At 36.6% G+C, this 16,574-nt stretch carries 18 protein-coding genes; 1 reads left to right on the top strand and 17 read right to left on the bottom strand.

The window, feature by feature from the left end:
* Positions 1–94 precede the first annotated feature (94 nt).
* The 3 genes from thrB to mecA all read right to left on the bottom strand — a co-directional run bounded on the left by thrB (position 95) and on the right by mecA (position 3,137).
* Positions 95–964, bottom strand: coding sequence for a homoserine kinase (thrB, locus tag HMPREF2613_RS00975; protein ID WP_070478328.1), 870 nt, complete (start codon positions 962–964; stop codon positions 95–97).
* A gap of 1 nt (position 965) precedes the next feature.
* The gene (locus HMPREF2613_RS00980; protein ID WP_070478331.1) at positions 966–2,252 is read right to left on the bottom strand and encodes a homoserine dehydrogenase; all 1,287 of its coding nucleotides are present in this window, start codon (positions 2,250–2,252) and stop codon (positions 966–968) included.
* 147 nt (positions 2,253–2,399) lie between these two features.
* On the bottom strand, positions 2,400–3,137 hold the full coding sequence (mecA, locus tag HMPREF2613_RS00985) for an adaptor protein MecA (RefSeq protein ID WP_070478333.1): 738 nt from the start codon (positions 3,135–3,137) through the stop codon (positions 2,400–2,402).
* Between the two features lie 124 nt (positions 3,138–3,261).
* Between mecA and HMPREF2613_RS00990 the strand changes: the two genes are divergently transcribed.
* The gene (locus HMPREF2613_RS00990) at positions 3,262–4,740 is read left to right on the top strand and encodes an oligosaccharide flippase family protein (protein WP_061590072.1); all 1,479 of its coding nucleotides are present in this window, start codon (positions 3,262–3,264) and stop codon (positions 4,738–4,740) included.
* A gap of 47 nt (positions 4,741–4,787) precedes the next feature.
* Here HMPREF2613_RS00990 and HMPREF2613_RS00995 read toward each other — a convergent pair whose 3' ends face one another.
* The 14 genes from HMPREF2613_RS00995 to HMPREF2613_RS01055 form a co-directional block, all read right to left on the bottom strand.
* On the bottom strand, positions 4,788–7,379 hold the full coding sequence (locus HMPREF2613_RS00995; RefSeq protein ID WP_070478335.1) for an MBL fold metallo-hydrolase: 2,592 nt from the start codon (positions 7,377–7,379) through the stop codon (positions 4,788–4,790).
* Between the two features lie 39 nt (positions 7,380–7,418).
* A complete protein-coding gene (locus HMPREF2613_RS01000) occupies positions 7,419–8,231 on the bottom strand; it encodes a LicD family protein (protein WP_049487269.1) in 813 nt (270 codons plus the stop codon).
* A 57-nt stretch (positions 8,232–8,288) separates the two neighbouring features.
* Positions 8,289–10,448, bottom strand: a complete 2,160-nt coding sequence (locus HMPREF2613_RS01005) for a LicD family protein (RefSeq protein ID WP_049487270.1) — start codon at positions 10,446–10,448, stop codon at positions 8,289–8,291.
* A 21-nt stretch (positions 10,449–10,469) separates the two neighbouring features.
* Positions 10,470–11,438 (bottom strand): glycosyltransferase family 2 protein, encoded by a 969-nt coding sequence (locus tag HMPREF2613_RS01010; RefSeq protein ID WP_070478337.1) that lies wholly within the window; start codon positions 11,436–11,438, stop codon positions 10,470–10,472.
* Entirely contained in the window at positions 11,435–12,271 is an 837-nt protein-coding gene (locus tag HMPREF2613_RS01015) for a LicD family protein (RefSeq protein WP_070478339.1), read from the bottom strand. Before HMPREF2613_RS01015 ends, HMPREF2613_RS01010 begins: the two co-directional genes overlap by 4 nt.
* A 178-nt stretch (positions 12,272–12,449) precedes the next feature.
* Positions 12,450–12,743 (bottom strand): hypothetical protein, encoded by a 294-nt coding sequence (locus HMPREF2613_RS01020; RefSeq protein ID WP_042750982.1) that lies wholly within the window; start codon positions 12,741–12,743, stop codon positions 12,450–12,452.
* Between the two features lie 3 nt (positions 12,744–12,746).
* Positions 12,747–13,157, bottom strand: a complete 411-nt coding sequence (locus tag HMPREF2613_RS01025) for a hypothetical protein (RefSeq protein ID WP_070478341.1) — start codon at positions 13,155–13,157, stop codon at positions 12,747–12,749.
* Positions 13,139–14,356, bottom strand: a complete 1,218-nt coding sequence (locus tag HMPREF2613_RS01030; RefSeq protein ID WP_070478343.1) for an Mbeg1-like protein — start codon at positions 14,354–14,356, stop codon at positions 13,139–13,141. The genes HMPREF2613_RS01025 and HMPREF2613_RS01030 overlap by 19 nt, the downstream gene beginning before the upstream one ends.
* Positions 14,356–14,739, bottom strand: a complete 384-nt coding sequence (locus tag HMPREF2613_RS01035) for a DUF1310 family protein (protein ID WP_070478345.1) — start codon at positions 14,737–14,739, stop codon at positions 14,356–14,358. Before HMPREF2613_RS01035 ends, HMPREF2613_RS01030 begins: the two co-directional genes overlap by 1 nt.
* Before the next feature lie 15 nt (positions 14,740–14,754).
* Positions 14,755–14,988: a hypothetical protein gene (locus HMPREF2613_RS01040; RefSeq protein WP_070478348.1), complete on the bottom strand. Its 234-nt coding sequence runs from the start codon at positions 14,986–14,988 to the stop codon at positions 14,755–14,757.
* Positions 14,985–15,383: a DUF1310 family protein gene (locus tag HMPREF2613_RS01045; RefSeq protein ID WP_061590263.1), complete on the bottom strand. Its 399-nt coding sequence runs from the start codon at positions 15,381–15,383 to the stop codon at positions 14,985–14,987. Before HMPREF2613_RS01045 ends, HMPREF2613_RS01040 begins: the two co-directional genes overlap by 4 nt.
* A 93-nt stretch (positions 15,384–15,476) precedes the next feature.
* Positions 15,477–15,635, bottom strand: a complete 159-nt coding sequence (locus HMPREF2613_RS11495) for a hypothetical protein (RefSeq protein WP_186822065.1) — start codon at positions 15,633–15,635, stop codon at positions 15,477–15,479.
* Positions 15,632–16,027 (bottom strand): DUF1310 family protein, encoded by a 396-nt coding sequence (locus HMPREF2613_RS01050; protein WP_070478350.1) that lies wholly within the window; start codon positions 16,025–16,027, stop codon positions 15,632–15,634. Before HMPREF2613_RS01050 ends, HMPREF2613_RS11495 begins: the two co-directional genes overlap by 4 nt.
* 108 nt (positions 16,028–16,135) lie before the next feature.
* A complete protein-coding gene (locus HMPREF2613_RS01055) occupies positions 16,136–16,537 on the bottom strand; it encodes a DUF1310 family protein (protein ID WP_070478353.1) in 402 nt (133 codons plus the stop codon).
* Positions 16,538–16,574 lie beyond the last annotated feature (37 nt).

Raw genomic sequence — 16,574 nt, forward strand, 5'->3', positions numbered from 1 at the left:
ATTTCTCCTTTATCAAGTTTTTAACTAGACTTCTTTTCAAAAAAAGGATAGGAAGCCCTCTGGTCGAGAGTTTCCCCATCCTATCTTCTATTCTTTATTTTGCTTCGACACGAACACCTTGGTTATCAACCTTCAAGTCATGCAGTTTTCCTTTGAAGGGTTGCTTTTCCAATTCTGCCTTAATCGTTGGCATCTTGTCATGAGAAGCCAAAACCATAACTGTCGGCCCAGCACCAGAGAGGTAGGTTGCATAGGCACCATTTTCTTTGGCTACTTGCTTAATCGTCGCAAATTCTCTCACCAAGTCCTGACGATAGCGCTCGTGGAAGAGGTCTCCCTCGATTGCTTGCCCAGCGGTCACCATGTCTCCTGCCAACAAGGCCGCAACTGCCACATTGGCGATAGAGCTAGCTGCAACAGCTTCCTTATAGGACAATTTCTTAGGCAAGACACCACGGCTGTCTCGAGTACGCAATTCATAGTTTGGAATGTAGGCTAGGAAATCACACTCTGGGAAGTCTGCTACAATAGCTGAAACTTCCCCATCAACAGAGCTTGCAATAACGAGATTACCATAAATTGCTGGAGCTACATTGTCAGGATGTCCTTCAATCTTAGTCGCTAACTGCAATTTTTCATGGTCAGATAAGTTGAGATTCCCCAGTTGGTTGGCTAGTTCAATCCCAGCAACAATAACCGAGCTAGAAGAACCCAAACCACGCGCCAAGGGAACATCACTAGTCATTTTCAAACGTCTTGGTTGTAAATCTGGTACAATTTGCAAAGCGATTTTGAGCAAGAGATTACGCTCGTCATGTGGAATCCATTTGCCAATCTGGTGTTCAATCAACCACTCTTCTCGTTCTTCGCAGACCTCAATTTGAAGATACTTGGTTACAGCTACACCGACCGAGTCAAAACCTGGCCCGATATTGGCACTGGTTGCAGGTACAATAATTTTCATCTTATTCTCCTAGCACCTTGAAGCTATTCAAGAGGTCGAATTCTGAAACCTTCTTCAATTCAGCTGAAACATTTTCAAGTTGGGCTTTATTGATCTTATGTGTAATGATGACAACACGCGCCTTGTCACCCTCTTTGCCATCTTGAAGGATTTGCTTGAAGGAAATATCTTGAGCGTTGAAAATCTCAGCCAATTTCAAGACCTGACCTTTTGAATCTGGAGCCAAGATTGAGAAGTAGTAATTTGCTTTGACATCTTCTGGATTTGCCAAGACCAAGTCACGGCTATATTCGTTAAAATCTTTACCGATGGTACCATCATTCAAGCGACGAACGATACGGACAATATCCGCCACAACACTTGTTGCAGTTGGTTTTTGACCCGCACCTGGTCCATAGTACATAGACTCACCGATACCAATAGATTCTACAAAGACGGCGTTCATTACCCCATTTACACTAGCAAGTGGGTGCGCTTTAGGAAGGAAGGTTGGAGTTACTTCTGCAGCAATACCTGAAGGAGTTTCCTCGATAGAACCAACCAATTTCACTACATAGCCAAGGTCTTGAGCCACAGCTACATCTTCTGGTGTGATGTTACGGATTCCCTTATGGGCTACATCGTCAAAGGCAACCTTCATACCAAAAGCAAATTGGCTCAAAATCACCATCTTGTAGGCTGCATCAATCCCATCTACGTCATTTGTAGGGTCACTTTCTGCAAAACCTAGTCTTTGCGCTTCTGCAAGAGCATCATCGTAAGACCAGCCTTCTTCCACCATTTTGGTCATCATGAAGTTAGAAGTTCCGTTAACCACACCAAGCACGCGCGTGATTTTATCAGAAGCCAAGGAATTTGCTAGAGTGCGAAGAATTGGAATCCCACCAGCTACTGCTGCTTCGTAGTAAAGTGCTACCTTGTTAGCTTTAGCAATTTCTAGCAATTCTGCGCCATGGACAGCCAAAAGGTCCTTGTTAGCAGTAACAACGTGTTTCCCAGCTTCCAAGGCACGCGTGATAAAGGTTTTAGCTGGTTCGATACGTCCCATCAATTCCACTACGATTGTAATGTCTTGATCTGACAAAATATCATCCACATTGGTTACAAAGTTAAAGTCATTCCCTGCTGCAAGCAAGCGATTCTTTTCATCTTCATCCTTGACCAATACCTTGGCAACTTCAATCTCTGAATGTGCTGATTGATTGATTTTTTCTCCATTTTCCTTTAGGAGGAAAGGCACGCCACTTGCAACGGTACCAAATCCTAGTAAAGCAATTTTAACTGTCATGTTTGTCTCCTCGAAATTTTCTAATATAGCCATTATAACAGAATTTTGTGAAAATTCCTATTATAGTAAATCACTATTTCAGTCTAGAAAAAAACGAATCCGATGATTCGCTCTTCTTAAAATCTAAAAATAGCTTTCCAGAAATGATTATCCAATCTTTTGTAGATTAATCACCGCATCGTGATTGATCAAGACTTGACCATACTCTTGCAAGACTGAGCGACTGATGTCACTATCGTCCGCAAACTCGCGCATACGAGCCAACAACCAAGCTGGATATGGACTTGGATGATTTTCAATATCCACTAAAATGGTCAAATAATAGCGCTCGTTCATCTTGTAGAGTTCAGAAGTTTCCATCTCAAAAGTCACTGTCTTAGCAAAAGACACCAAGTCAGCCAACTTAGCAAAAGAAAGGATGTAGTAGATATAAGGCTCTTTCTTGCCTTCAACTTCTTGTTCAGCCTGCTCCTGCTCTTCTTCCTCGGCTTCTACTTGCTCTAGAGATTGAATGGCTTCAATATCATCCTTTGTTTTGTCTGCGATGCTTTTTTCCAAGGTTTTGATAAATTCATCAGGCGACATTTGAGCCAATTCTTCCATATCTGGTAAATCCGATAAGTCTTCAAAATCTAGATTTTGGTCAATCTTTGATTTGGTTACAAAGACATCGACCTTATCAGGTTTTGGAGTCACACGGAAGCTCAACATACCTGTATCCAAAAAGCTCTCAGGCATCTCTAACTCATCCAAGATAGCATAAAAGAACTCTTCTGTTTTTTCTTGAGGAACGAGAAAGTCAGCAATCTCCATGCCTCGATCCATCAAATCCTCTAAAGACATCGTGATTTTCAAAGTTGTATCACTAATTTGTTTCATTTTCATTGCTAGTAACCTCATACTTTCAGTTCTATCTATTATACTAGATTTTTACGATTTTATCAAAAGAATGAAGCGAGAATGTGATATAATACTAGAGACCATTTTACAATACAAGAAAGAAAGTACAATGAAAAATATAAAAGTTAATGCACTGGCTAGCTTACTAGTCAATGTTCTCAATATCGTTTTTCCACTGATAACCAATCCTTATCTGACGCGGATTCTCAGCAAATCCAACTACGGTTATTTCAATACCGCCAATACCTGGGCTAGCTTTGTCATTCCTTTAGCCGCCTTTGGAATATACAACTACGGGATTCGAGCTATCAGTAAGGTTAAGGACGATAAAGATAAGATTAATTATGTCTTCTCCAAGTTATTCTATATATCTGTAATTACTTCTGTCCTTACAACAAGTATCTACTTTTTGTTTATTTACCTAGATAATAGTATTGAAAATTTGAAAGAACTCTACTATATACTTGGTGTCCAGGCTCTCTTCCAATTCCTTTATATCGAGTGGATGAACGAGGCTTATGAAAACTATGCCTTCATCCTTTACAAGACATTGATTATTCGGATTGCCATGCTGGTTGCTATCTTTACCTTTGTTAAAACTGCAGATGATATCGTTCCTTATGCCATCGTCATGAGTGCGACAACTATCCTCAACTACCTGCTCAGTTTTCTTTGGATCAAGAGAGAAGTTTCCTTTGTCAAAATTGGTCTCATGGAATTAATCAAAGCATCTAAGCCACTCTTGACCATGTTGCTTCTAGCTAATGCCAATATGCTCTACACCTTACTTGATAGAATGTTTATCACCAAAGGGCCTGATGAAAACTACATTTCTTATTATACCATTGCTTCTAGCATCGTCATGTTGATTGCCAGTGTCCTGAGTGGAGCTATCAACGTCAGTATTCCACGTCTCGGCTACTATCTCGGTAAGAAAGACTACGAATCTTATAAAAATCTTCTAAACCAAGGAGCCGCCCTCTTTTATTTTCTTATCATTCCAACCAGTATTGGGATGATGGTATTAGGAAACTACGCTGCAGTCATCTACTCTTCTGAAAAATACCTTGAAGCTGGTATTGTGACTAGTGTCTTCGCCTTTCGAACTATCATTTGGGCTATTGAGTTGATTCTCGGTAAACAAATTATCTTCATCAACGACCACGAAAATCGTTTAACAGCCTTTTACTTTATTGGTGGCGGAGCTAATATCCTACTCAACAGTCTCTTGTATTTCAATAATATTTTTGCACCAGAGTACTACATTGCTACTACTATTATTGCAGAAACTGTAGTTGTTCTACTGGAAATTTACTTTATCAAGAAGCATCATCTGCTTGACTTAAAAGAAATATTTACTACTTTAACACGCTATACTATTGTATCGCTCGGATTCATTCCAATTTATTTCACTTTTAAATTTCTTTTCCAAATCAACTCTTATACAGTCAACCTCAATATGATACTCATGGTACTCTTGACTGTTGCGACTTGCGGTATCTATTATCTCTTGACGCTATTTCTTACCAAAGATAAAACACTCCACTATGCACTCAATCTTGCACTTGCTAAGATTAAAAGAAATTAAAAGAATCCCCTGCTAATAGACTATTCTACTAGCAGGGGATTTTCTCATTATTCCTTTTCTTTCTTGTCGGAACTACTTGACTCTATAATTGAGTCCTCTTTTTGTTTTTCTGAATTAGAAGAGTTCATTTCTTTATGATTTTCTTGCTTTTCTGCCTTATTAATCTTGTCTGATTTATCAGTTAGAGTAGATGTTTCCTGTTTGTTTGTAGAATGATTTTGCTGCTTATCAACAGTAACTACTTGTCTCCATACACCTTCTTCATTAACTTTATAACCATCAGGTGTGGTAGAATTTTTCAATAAGGAACCATCTGCTTGGAAATAGTACCAATGACCATCAACCTGTTTCCAGCCAGTTTGCATCGCTCCTGTTGAATCAAAGTAATATTGATCACCATTGACTTTTTGAAGGCCAACCAACATAATACCATCTTCAGGATTTAGATAATACCAGACGCCTTTGTCTTTTATCCAACCAGTTTTCATGGCTCCATTTGATTCAAAGTAACGGTAATGATTATCAAACCATTTCCAGCCAGTCTGCATGGCACCAGATGCACTAAAGTAATATTGCTTGCCATCTACTTGATTGAGTCCAACCAACATAGCGCCTTCCTTAGATTCAAGATAATACCACATATCATAATCTTTTAGCCAACCAGTTTGGAGTGCACCAGATGAGGCGTAATAATGCCAGACATCATTTGACCACTGCCAGCCAACTTGCATGTTACCTGAGGATTTAAAGAAATAGGTTTTTCCATCAATCGCTTTAGATCCTACGGCCATGATACCTGTTTCTGGATCCAAATAATACCATGATTCTTTATCTTTCAACCAACCAGTTTTCATAGCACCTGAGTTCGTATAGAAGTACCAGCTATTGTCTTGCCACTTCCAGCCAGTCTGCATGGCACCACTAGCATTCAAATAGTAACGAATACCCTTTATATCTTGTCTGCCAGTTAACATGATGCCATCTTTATCCAGATAATACCATGTTTCCTGATCCTTGACCCAGCCAGTTTTCATAGATCCAGAACTTGCAAAATAGTTCCAGTGACCATCAACAAAGGCCCAGCCAGTTTGCATGACACCTTCTTGATTAAAGTAGTATGTGCTTCCATTGATATTCTTTTTACCGACAGTCTTTAGACCATCCTCATCATAGAAATACCAAGCTGAATCAATCTTTTGCCAAGTTGAAGGCTTACCTGAAATTTGTAGTACGCCACTTTCGCTAAAGAACATCTTCTTACCATTAAAAACTTGGTGTCCTGTCAGCATCTTACCATCTGCCGCAAAAAGGTATTTTTTCCCTCCAATTTCAGAGAGCTCGCTAAATCGTCTAGCACCATTCGACTGGATATAATACCAAGAGTTATCTAGCTTGAACCATCCACCAGTTTGCATTTTACCATTTTTGTTCAGATAGTAATCATTCCCCTTGGCATTTTCTCCCCAGTCGTCATTAAGGTGAAGCCAGCGGCCTGCTTGCATTTGTCCTTTTCCATTAAAGAAGTAAGTGGCTCCGCCAATCTCTTTCCAGCCGATAGCCATTTCCCCGTCAGACAAACGATATTTCCAATAGCCATCTTCTTGATACCATTTTTCGTCAACTACTGGGATATCAGGGAAGGTATTTGAAACATTAGCAAATCCTTTATCGCTAATATCAAAAACAGTAGCGTCTTGAGTTTGGCTAGCAGCACGAAGAACCTGAATATTTTTCTTCTGAAGGTATTCTCTAGTTGAAGCAACATTAATATCTCCACCAGTTGTCTGAATAATCATTTTTGGTGATAAGTTTTCAAGGAAATTAATCGTATTTGAAATTGTCGCATCATAATGGTGGTTCCATTTCATCATATCAACCTTGCCGATAACTGGACCTAACTTATCTTCTGCTCCTTCGGCATTATCCAAATCTCCACCAAGATAGATTCTCTTTCCTGCCACAGTCACTACTGAAACAATGGAGTTGGAGTTATCATCTCGAACTTTTTTCAGATTCCCATCAGCATCATATTCATTCTTATAGTTGTAGAGCTGGATATCCATATCACCTAATTTTATATGGCTATCCTCATCTGAAATATTCTGGATAAGCGTAACTCCTCGTTTTTGAGCTGCTCTCAAAGCATTATCATAATTGAAAAGATTATCCCATAGACCCCACTTTGCTGTGATTCGATCATCTGAATATTTTTTCAAATAAAACTTACCAACCTGATAACGATTGAGTATTTCGTCTGCTCCACCAATATGATCACTATGAACATGAGTTCCTATGATAAAATCTAATTTTTTAACACCTATTTCATCTAGGTGGCGAATCAATCTATCCTCTAATACTTGATAATTTCTCATAGAAATTCCCCAACGACTTGGATAGCGTGGGTCACTCCCATCAGGAAAATCATAGTCTTCTCCCATATCAATCAAAGCATAGTGACCATTGCTTTCCAGAAGGATGGCGTCACTCCCAGATTTTGCTTTAGTATTTATGAAATGGATACGATTGCCCGAACCTGCAGAGATAGTATTTGCATCTACTCCTTGCGATAACTGAATCAGCGCTAGAAAGAATACAAGAAAACTATACCCAACTAATTTTATTAACTGTTTATTTTTCATCTTGAAAACCCCTTTATTTTAAAAGATAAGAAACTTATACTAATCAATCCAATAATTTTTATCTCCTCCTGGCACTTGTTGCTCAATGGGTGGCGGACTCATATAGTTTTCTCCAAATTCGTAGACAAGTAATTCATGGTATTTTCTAGGAACCTTGACCACAATGTTTTCATACGGCATATCAATCAAATCATAGAGCCATTCTTTTTTTATACCATCTGGATAATAGGAATCATAGATAGTACAAGTGAGATCTGTTGCTTGATCCACACTATACTTCAAAGCAAGACTTTCTAATTTTTGGTTCCATATCTGTGGGGAAGTTAAACGAAAAATAGCTGACCCCATATAACGAGGGAGATTTTTAAGTCCACCATTCTCAGACTTAATCCCTTTAAAATTCAAAGAAGAAAGACGAATGAAATATTTGTAGAGCTTCATTTTCTTCTGGTCACTTTCTTGCGTTACGACACCATCATATGGAAAGATGTCAACGCAGGTTCCCAATACGACCGTTTTATCTATAAGATTAGCATCTCGACGTGTCCTCACATCATAGACTCGCATATAACTGTAAGGATACCCCTTTGTTTCTCTGAATGAAATTAATTTGTAGTAGGGATGATTTTCATTTTTTAAAACCTTATACAGTTTTTCAAACTCATCACGCGCTAAGGAAATATCTGTATCATCATCCCAAGGTATAAATCCTTTATGGCGTACAGCTCCTAGTAATGTTCCAAAATCAATAAAATATTTGATATGATGTTGTTCACAAAGATCATGAAGATACTTCAAAATATCTAATTCTACTTGTTTGATTTCTTCAAGAGTTAAAGTTCTTTCAGACATAGGTTTTATTCTCCTAATTTTGACTATATTTTTAAACGTTTCTTAATCCCAATCCAGTTATTTAGACTTTTTAACAATCTTCCACAATTTAAAATCATGATGAGATACTCTTTGTTCAACTGGCGGCAATTGCATATAATCTCCGTAGTCTGAGGTCAAAATTTCATGATATTTTTTCGGAATAGTAAATTTCTTACCTTCAAATGTTCCAGTAGTAACTTGTTCTAGCCATTCGCGTCTCCACACTGGTTTGTTCATATCCTTGTAGATAAGATAATCCACTTCCTCATAATCTGACACTTTACGTGATTTAGCAAGTTCTTCAATTTGTGCAACGTATTTATTTGTATTTGTGAAATAAAAAATAATAACTGAAATATAGCGTATCAGTGAATTCAGAACACTTTTCGTATTGGTGATACCTTTAAATGTATAGCAACTCAATTGACGTTTCTTTATCAGCTTTGTCATCTTGTTCTTGAAATTGGCATCATTCTCGTAGCCATCTACAGGGAAAATATCTACATAAATCCCCATATTTGAATCAATACGAACATCTTCTTCTAGCAAGTAGGTATGGTTATCCTGCACTTTCATGAAGGGATAGACATAGTTGAGATTATTTTTATAAGACATCACTTCGTAACGTTCATCAGGGTTAGCAATAAGATAGTCTTGCAACTTTTCATAATCTTCTCGTAACATACAGATATCCATGTCATCATCCCAAGGAATAAAACCTTTATGACGAACCGCACCGATAAGACTGCCATAAGCTAGGAAATATTTGACACCAATTTTCTGGCAAGTTTCATGAATGTATTCCATAATTCCTAGTTCCATCTGTTGGATCTCTCTAATATCAGTTACTTCCTGATAACGAATACCTTCATCACGTTTGCAAACAACTAATCCATAACCAATAATCAACCAAAAGATAATATTAATAAAGTTAGTTGAGTACATAATCTGACTTTCAAATAATTGACCGAACAAGATGCCAAAGAAAAGAATCATAATCAACTTTTCAGAGTTCTTTTTAGAAACAATCAAATAAGTCAAAAAGCGCTTAATTATATATCCTAGTAGAAGTAGAAAGGATACTAAACCTAAAATTCCAGAACTAACAAATATCGTTACCAAAATGTTATGGAAATTTCCACCAATAAGAGAATTTTGAATCTCAAATTTACTGAAATATTTTGTGTAATAATCTGGAACATTTCTTACACCATAACCAAAAATTGGTTTCTCACTTCCCATTTTTATAGCATTTTTCCAAATATAAGTTCTGCCACTAGGTGTTGTTTCTATTAGATGAAGTTCACCTGTTTTTTTTATAACTGAAGAATCCGTTTCTGCATAAGATTGTCCTTTATTTAAGTCTAATACAGTCGCTTTCCCCGAGGATATGTAAATAGAGGTTACATAACTCAATCCGATGTTAGCAGCAGAAACAAGTAAAGCAGAAATAATAAAGATTAGAAATCGCTTAGCTAACTTGCCCCCGTTAATAAAGAAACTATAAAACCCAATCATTAACACTAAAGATAATAAAGCTCCTCTACTTTGCATGGTTGCGAAGTAAACTAATTGAATTACATTATTCAGTTTAAGATAGACAGAATATTTACTTCCTTTATGAATCAAATACATAGCCAAAATAATGCTAATGTATGAAAATATCGCACTAGCATTTGGATTAACAATCCCCCACAGACGTCCATTCATAACACCATAGTAATAAGATTGTTCGCCAATCTTAAATAGGATAAGGACTCTACTTACCAATAAACCAAACGCAAAAATTGCTGAAGAAAAAGATACAATTTGAACCGTATAGGCAATCCAGTCAAATAATTTTTTAAGTTGCCCTGATTCTAACATGGTAAATAATAAAATATAGGTCACCATAAAGAGGATCTCTATCACATTTCCAATCAAATGTCCAGAGCGATTAAAAATAGCTGATAACAGATGACTTCCAGCCAATAGACCAAATAAGGACAGAAATTTGCGATCTACTGTGATTTCTTTCCACTTAAACAATAAGGTACAGCAAATATAAAGTACTACAATCGCTGATAATCCCTTGTAGAGGGGATTTGCTATCTTATAAACCAGTGAACTCATACTTAAAATCGAAATAAAAACAAATAGATACGCAATCCATAGTTTTGATTTTTCAAAGTATTCATCCAATTTTGAAAAATTCATTTTCAACTCCTTCTCATGATATTAGTTTTTTAATCCAACAATTTTCTTATATAGCCATGGAGAAATGACAAGTGAGAGGATCGCTACCTTGCGAAAAGTAGTGAAATAAGCATCCTTCCATATTTCACGTCGATGCTGAACAATCCAAGTCCTCAGCTCGGCTTTCTCCTTTTGATACTCTCCACGTGAAGTAAAGATAATTTTATCGTAAACTGTGATGTACGACCAACATTCTCTATTTTTTAATTCGTGTTTTAAATTAGGGAAGACTTGTGAAACTTGAGCAATTATTTGCTTATAAACTTCTATCGTATCAAATACATACCGATTAACTGATGTTGTCGCACTTCCCTCACGATGATCATAATAATAAATCGGTTTGTCAATAAATACGCTACTACATCTTGTCTTTAGTAACAATTCAGTTAAAAACAAGGCATCTTCAGCCAGGTGATAATTTGTATTAAACTTTTCATCCGCAAGCAGGTCTCTCTTAAACAGTTTTGCGACTGGAAAAAATGACGTTCTGGTAGTCATCAGTAATTCTTTCATGGTTTCTTCTGTTGACCAGAGTTCTGTTTTTCCAGAATGTGGAGGTAGGTCTGTTACAATGCCATTTTTGATATGGTGTAGAGGAGCAATTACAAAGCCTACATTCAACCCTTCAACTGCACTTGCTAAAGTAGCTAGGTAATCTTGGGTAACAAAATCATCGCTATCAATAAAGGTAACCCAAGAACCCGTCGCTAACTGAATTCCAACATTTCTGGCATTAGAAACACCAGCATTTTCGATATGGTAAACCTTGATATTCTCATACTGATTTGCTAAATCATCACAGATCTTTCCACTAGAATCAGTAGACCCATCATTTATTAGGATTAGTTCAAAATTGGTATAAGTCTGATGAAGAATTGACTCCACACATCGTTCCAAATAGGCTTCTACATTGTAGACTGGAACGATAACGCTTATTTTTTCTCCCATCATGCTCCATATTCTCCCTTGTACTCTCTATAACTCTTATCCATATCAGCGATAACAGCATCATGATGTGGTAGCTGCTTATCTGCTGGTGGAGGTGTCATATAATCACCAAAAGCAGTGCTGAGATAGGCATCATAGCCGACTGGAACGGGCATCTCTGTCTCTTCAAATGGCAAGAAGAGATTATCTTCAAAGGATGCGATTGGGTACTTGTTTCTCATGTAGCCAGGACCTGAGCATAATTCTGTGATGCCATCGCTCTCATCCAGACTATACTTGGTCATTTCTTTCTCAGCTTTTTTCCAAATACGATAACGGAGAGATTTGGGAGTCATCCCCAGTAAAATACGGCTTCCCCATTTCATAAGTGCACCATGCTTTTCTGGAACAGTTTGCGCACAAAAGAGTGAATAAATCAAGGCCCAGCGAACCTGTTTCTTTCTCTCAGCTGGATTTTTCGGATAATAATCCAAAGGCAAAACATCCAAAGCCAAACCATGTGGCAAATCCAAATCTTGCTGGTAAGGTTTAATACAGGTAGTTTCCTTGTCACGAATAGTAATAAAAAGATTGCGGTCGACAAAATCCTTGTTACTCTTTGACAAGAAATAACGCTCATCTGCATAACGAGGCCATAATTCTGCCAATTTTTCATAATCCTTACGGGGCATAAAAAAATCTAGATCATCATCCCAAGGAATGAAACCCTTGTTTCGAAGGGCACCAATAGCACCTCCACCACAAAGATAACAAAGCAAATCATGTTCTTTACAAAATGCGACGAAATATTCAGCCATTTCCAGACTACGAGCCTGAATCGCTTTCAAATCACTCATGTCTCTCCTCTTCTGTTCAATAACGAGTTATATCGTTTTATTATACCATAAAAAAGCCTTAAAAATCCATCAGACACTAAGAAAAATCAAAGTTCAAACCACTATTTTACTGGTGATTCAAACCTTGATTTTTCCTGTATTAATCTCCTATCTAATTCCAATTGTAGAATATTCATCTCTACACAATCGTATCATAATCTTTTTCTTTCGTCTTCAAAGTCTCAACAACCTTTGTCGAATAAGCTCCTTTCATAGTTGTATCGAGTTGACTAGAAATCATCCCTAGTGCTGTCTTTGTTGCTAGAGCTTCTGTTTTGATCTTAAAGTCACCATCTGACATCAAATTATTACGCTCATTCAATTTGATCGGTGAATAGATATGACTGATTAGTAAACGTTCTAGTCCCTTCTGAATCTCAATCATATTATTGTTCACTCCTGAGAAGAAATCATTAATCATTTCATCAAACATAAGCTATCCCTTCTTTTTTTCTTGATCAAGTTTCATCTTTCGACGATGTAAGGTATCTATATCCTCTTCTAATTTTCGTCGTTCTCGTCTATACTCAATCTCTTCTTTTTCAATACTTTGTTCCAAAGCACGCTGATTTCTTATAAATCCTATGGATACTGCTTGGCTAAAGTCCGAAGCTATTCTGTTTAATCGTGCTCTTTCCTCAGTAGTATCCACGTCCACTTGTCCTAGGTAATGCTGCATCATCTGATACTTTCTTTCCATCATATGCAACAATTGGTTCCGTTTTTGATGAAGGTTTTCAAATTGTTCTTCTCTTTGTTGGCGAATAGAACGATTGCGTTCATCTAATAAATCTAAATGGTTTTGCTTTGTTCTTAATTCCTGCCAGATTACTTGATTTTCATCCATTCTTTAAAATTCCCTGCTAACTCTTTATCATCTTCCAATTTTTTTTGGACACCATCTGCTATTTGCTTTTCTAAACTTTGAAAATCTTCGGCTAGTTTTTCTGATTTTTTGATTTTTGGATAGAAATAATGATCAAGATCATCTACGATTGTCGTACGAGATACTCCTCCATCAGAATAGGCTGTCGCCACCTCTGTAGGTGATAAAATAAAACCAAAGGGAACGTGATAAGTACTCGCTACTATTTTCTCTGCTTCTTGGTGAGCTTTATGAACTATGGAGCAAATCTCTTCATGACCAGCATTTGCGACTTCATGCAATCCCGATGAAATCGTTAAGGCCTGTTCGGAGTCTAAAAAGAGTTCCTCACCACTCGTATAACCGCCTGAAGCCAATGCCTCTTTAGCCTTTGCATAGGAATACAAGCCACTGGAAACCTTATCCAAACCAGATGAATACCTTTTTTCAAACGATGAACGATCATTCTTAATTTTAAGACTACCATCTTCATTAAAAACATAACCGCCCCACAAGTGTTGAGAATATACAAAATCTACCTGTTGTACAGAGTCCACATGATGCATCATCCCTACAACACCGACACTATCCATTCTATTTTTAGGGTAACCTATAGGAACCAAATCTTTATCATCAACATAATTATGAATACGATACTTTATCGCATCCACACGTTGCCGCTGTTCTTTGGTCAAGACCGGATAGATATTCGGGCCTTGGTAGATATAAGCTCCTGAAATACGTGAAATGTCCCTAACATTAGCTAGGGCGTATTGAGCATTCATAGAACCAAGAGAGTGACCATAAACTGAGATTTTAGCGTTTGGATATTCCAACATTATATCATCTAAGATAGATGCCGCCGCCTTCAACTGAGAAGTCACCCCTTCTTCACCTTTCAAAATATTTTGAGCCATGGGAATATCATTTGCAAGCCAATCTACTTCCCATCCTTCATCAAATGGCGATTTAGAACCTTCGTAAAGAACGGACACTTCAGATTGGTCTGGACTCTCAACTACGTAAACCTTCAATCCTGTCTCGTCTTCTATCACCTGACGGACTGTGCCGATGGAACTTTTTCGAGTTTCTATATAAATATCATTATCAACTTGTAATGTATTATCATATTCTTTTTCAGCAATTAACTTTCGTTCATAGTCGCTATACATAGAATTCATCAGTTGGAGTCTCCCTTTAATTTTTCCAGAGATGGATTACTCCCACCGCCATTTCTTAATTTACCATCACTATCTTTATGTAAGAAAACACTAACTTTATAACTTGAAGAATCATTTATATACAAATAAACAATTATTCCTCCCATTGGATTATGTTCAAAAGAATCAACTTTATATGATTTAATAATTCCTTTTTCTGTTAGAGCATTCGGATCTATTTGTTTTAAGCGCACTTTAAAAATCTCTTTCGCTTCCTCACTCTCTACAATTCTCACCATCTCATCATGTTCTGCTTGTTTCATCACTTTAAATCCTCCTACGCTTAATCCAACGATAACTAATAAACTAGCTAAAACAATTCCTACAATTTTTAATGGTTTCATGACGTCTCCTTTATGTTATTTTACAAATATATCATGTACTGATTTACTTATAGTATACCGTAAAGATTTGTCTGGACTCTCAACTACATAAACCTTCAACCCTGTCTCGTTTTCAATCACCTGACGAACTGTGCCGATTACATTAGGATTGTTATCAGTTCCAATATCAATTGGATCATCTTTCGTATACTCCGTATATTCTCTAGCAGCAATTTTTTGTCTATCATGTTCCGTATATTTTTGTATCATTTTTTCACCTTTTTTAACAATTCTGCAAGTTGAGCAGAATAGCCGCCACCTGAATATTCAATTTTTCCGGTAGTGCTATCTTTCTCTAATCCATACATCACTCTTAGTTTTTTATCTGAATTTACATATACTTTAAAATCAATACCACCCATGGGATTATGCTTAATTGAGTCGATATCAATTTCATACGATTTTATTGTACCTTCTTTTGTTAAGGCCTCACTATCTAGATATTTAAGTTTATTTTCAACAATCTTTTTGACTTCCTCACTTTTAACAATTCTCGCCATCTCATCGTGTTCTACTTTTTGCATTACTTTATATCCTCCTATGCTTAATCCAACAATAACCAAAAAACTAGCTAAAATGATTCCTACAATTTTTAATGGCTTCATGACATCTCCTTTATGTTATTTTACAAATATATCATGCACTGATTTACTTATAGTATACCATAAATATCGGTCTGGACTCTCAACTACGTAAACCTATATTCCTGTCTCGTTTTCTATCACCTGACGGACTGTGCCGATATCTTCTAGCTCTCCTTTATCGTTTTTAATAGTCAGAGGATCACTAGGTTCATAGACTGAATACTCCTCATTTGCTATACTTTGTCGCTCATAATCACTGTAGTCTCTACTCATTGTTTCTCCTTTATCAGATTGTGCAATTTCCCCGAGTATCCCCCACTGGAAAAATCCACCTTATTTGTTTGCGAGTTTTTCTCTAGGGTATACCTTACATATAGTTCATTATCTTCATTTACATAAACAGAAAAATTTATTCCCCCCATAGGGTTATGTTGAATAGATTCTGTATCTATTTCATAAGACTGGATTACTCCTTTATTTGTAAAAGCTTTCCCATCTATGTAATTCAAATAATCCTCTATTATTTCTTTGACTTCCTCACCCTTGACAACCCTAACCATCTCATCGTGTTCTACTTGTTTCATTACTTTATATCCTCCTATGCTTAATCCAACGATAACCAACAAACTAGCTAAAACAATTCCTATAATTTTTAGTGACTTCATGACATCTCCTTTATGTTATTTTACAAATATATCATGTTGGGATATGTTTCAGAATAACTTGTATACTCTTCATTGGCAATTTTTTGACGTTCATGATCAGTATACTGTCTACTCACTTTTTCTCTCCGTTATCATTTTTTCAAATTTAGCAGAGTTTCCTCCGCCATCATTAACTAACTTTCCACTTTTTTTATCTTTATTAATAGTGAAAAATACATATAATTCTTCGTCATTATTTATATAAATTTTTAATTTGATCCCTCCCATTGGACTATGATTGATGGATTTATCATCAATTTGATAAGACTTTATTTTCCCTTTATTTGTTAAATAAAATTGATCCATTTCTTTCAAATCATCTTCTATAATCTTTTTGACTTCCTCACTCTCTACAATTCTCACCATCTCATCATGTTCTGCTTGTTTCATCACTTTAAATCCTCCTACGCTTAATCCAACGATAACCAACAAACTAGCTAAAATAATTACTACAATTTTAAATGACTTCATAGAATCTCCTTTATGTTATTTTACAAATATATCATGT

The sequence above is a fragment of the Streptococcus sp. HMSC070B10 genome (assembly GCF_001808665.1).
Classification (GTDB): domain Bacteria; phylum Bacillota; class Bacilli; order Lactobacillales; family Streptococcaceae; genus Streptococcus.

Coding starts and splice junctions, on each gene's coding strand:
- thrB (WP_070478328.1), bottom strand. CDS start 964: ATGAAAATTATTGTACCTGCAACCAGTGCCAATATCGGGCCAGGTTTT.
- HMPREF2613_RS00980 (WP_070478331.1), bottom strand. CDS start 2,252: ATGACAGTTAAAATTGCTTTACTAGGATTTGGTACCGTTGCAAGTGGC.
- mecA (WP_070478333.1), bottom strand. CDS start 3,137: ATGAAAATGAAACAAATTAGTGATACAACTTTGAAAATCACGATGTCT.
- HMPREF2613_RS00990 (WP_061590072.1), top strand. CDS start 3,262: ATGAAAAATATAAAAGTTAATGCACTGGCTAGCTTACTAGTCAATGTT.
- HMPREF2613_RS00995 (WP_070478335.1), bottom strand. CDS start 7,379: ATGAAAAATAAACAGTTAATAAAATTAGTTGGGTATAGTTTTCTTGTA.
- HMPREF2613_RS01000 (WP_049487269.1), bottom strand. CDS start 8,231: ATGTCTGAAAGAACTTTAACTCTTGAAGAAATCAAACAAGTAGAATTA.
- HMPREF2613_RS01005 (WP_049487270.1), bottom strand. CDS start 10,448: ATGAATTTTTCAAAATTGGATGAATACTTTGAAAAATCAAAACTATGG.
- HMPREF2613_RS01010 (WP_070478337.1), bottom strand. CDS start 11,438: ATGATGGGAGAAAAAATAAGCGTTATCGTTCCAGTCTACAATGTAGAA.
- HMPREF2613_RS01015 (WP_070478339.1), bottom strand. CDS start 12,271: ATGAGTGATTTGAAAGCGATTCAGGCTCGTAGTCTGGAAATGGCTGAA.
- HMPREF2613_RS01020 (WP_042750982.1), bottom strand. CDS start 12,743: ATGTTTGATGAAATGATTAATGATTTCTTCTCAGGAGTGAACAATAAT.
- HMPREF2613_RS01025 (WP_070478341.1), bottom strand. CDS start 13,157: ATGGATGAAAATCAAGTAATCTGGCAGGAATTAAGAACAAAGCAAAAC.
- HMPREF2613_RS01030 (WP_070478343.1), bottom strand. CDS start 14,356: ATGAATTCTATGTATAGCGACTATGAACGAAAGTTAATTGCTGAAAAA.
- HMPREF2613_RS01035 (WP_070478345.1), bottom strand. CDS start 14,739: ATGAAACCATTAAAAATTGTAGGAATTGTTTTAGCTAGTTTATTAGTT.
- HMPREF2613_RS01040 (WP_070478348.1), bottom strand. CDS start 14,988: ATGATACAAAAATATACGGAACATGATAGACAAAAAATTGCTGCTAGA.
- HMPREF2613_RS01045 (WP_061590263.1), bottom strand. CDS start 15,383: ATGAAGCCATTAAAAATTGTAGGAATCATTTTAGCTAGTTTTTTGGTT.
- HMPREF2613_RS11495 (WP_186822065.1), bottom strand. CDS start 15,635: ATGAGTAGAGACTACAGTGATTATGAGCGACAAAGTATAGCAAATGAG.
- HMPREF2613_RS01050 (WP_070478350.1), bottom strand. CDS start 16,027: ATGAAGTCACTAAAAATTATAGGAATTGTTTTAGCTAGTTTGTTGGTT.
- HMPREF2613_RS01055 (WP_070478353.1), bottom strand. CDS start 16,537: ATGAAGTCATTTAAAATTGTAGTAATTATTTTAGCTAGTTTGTTGGTT.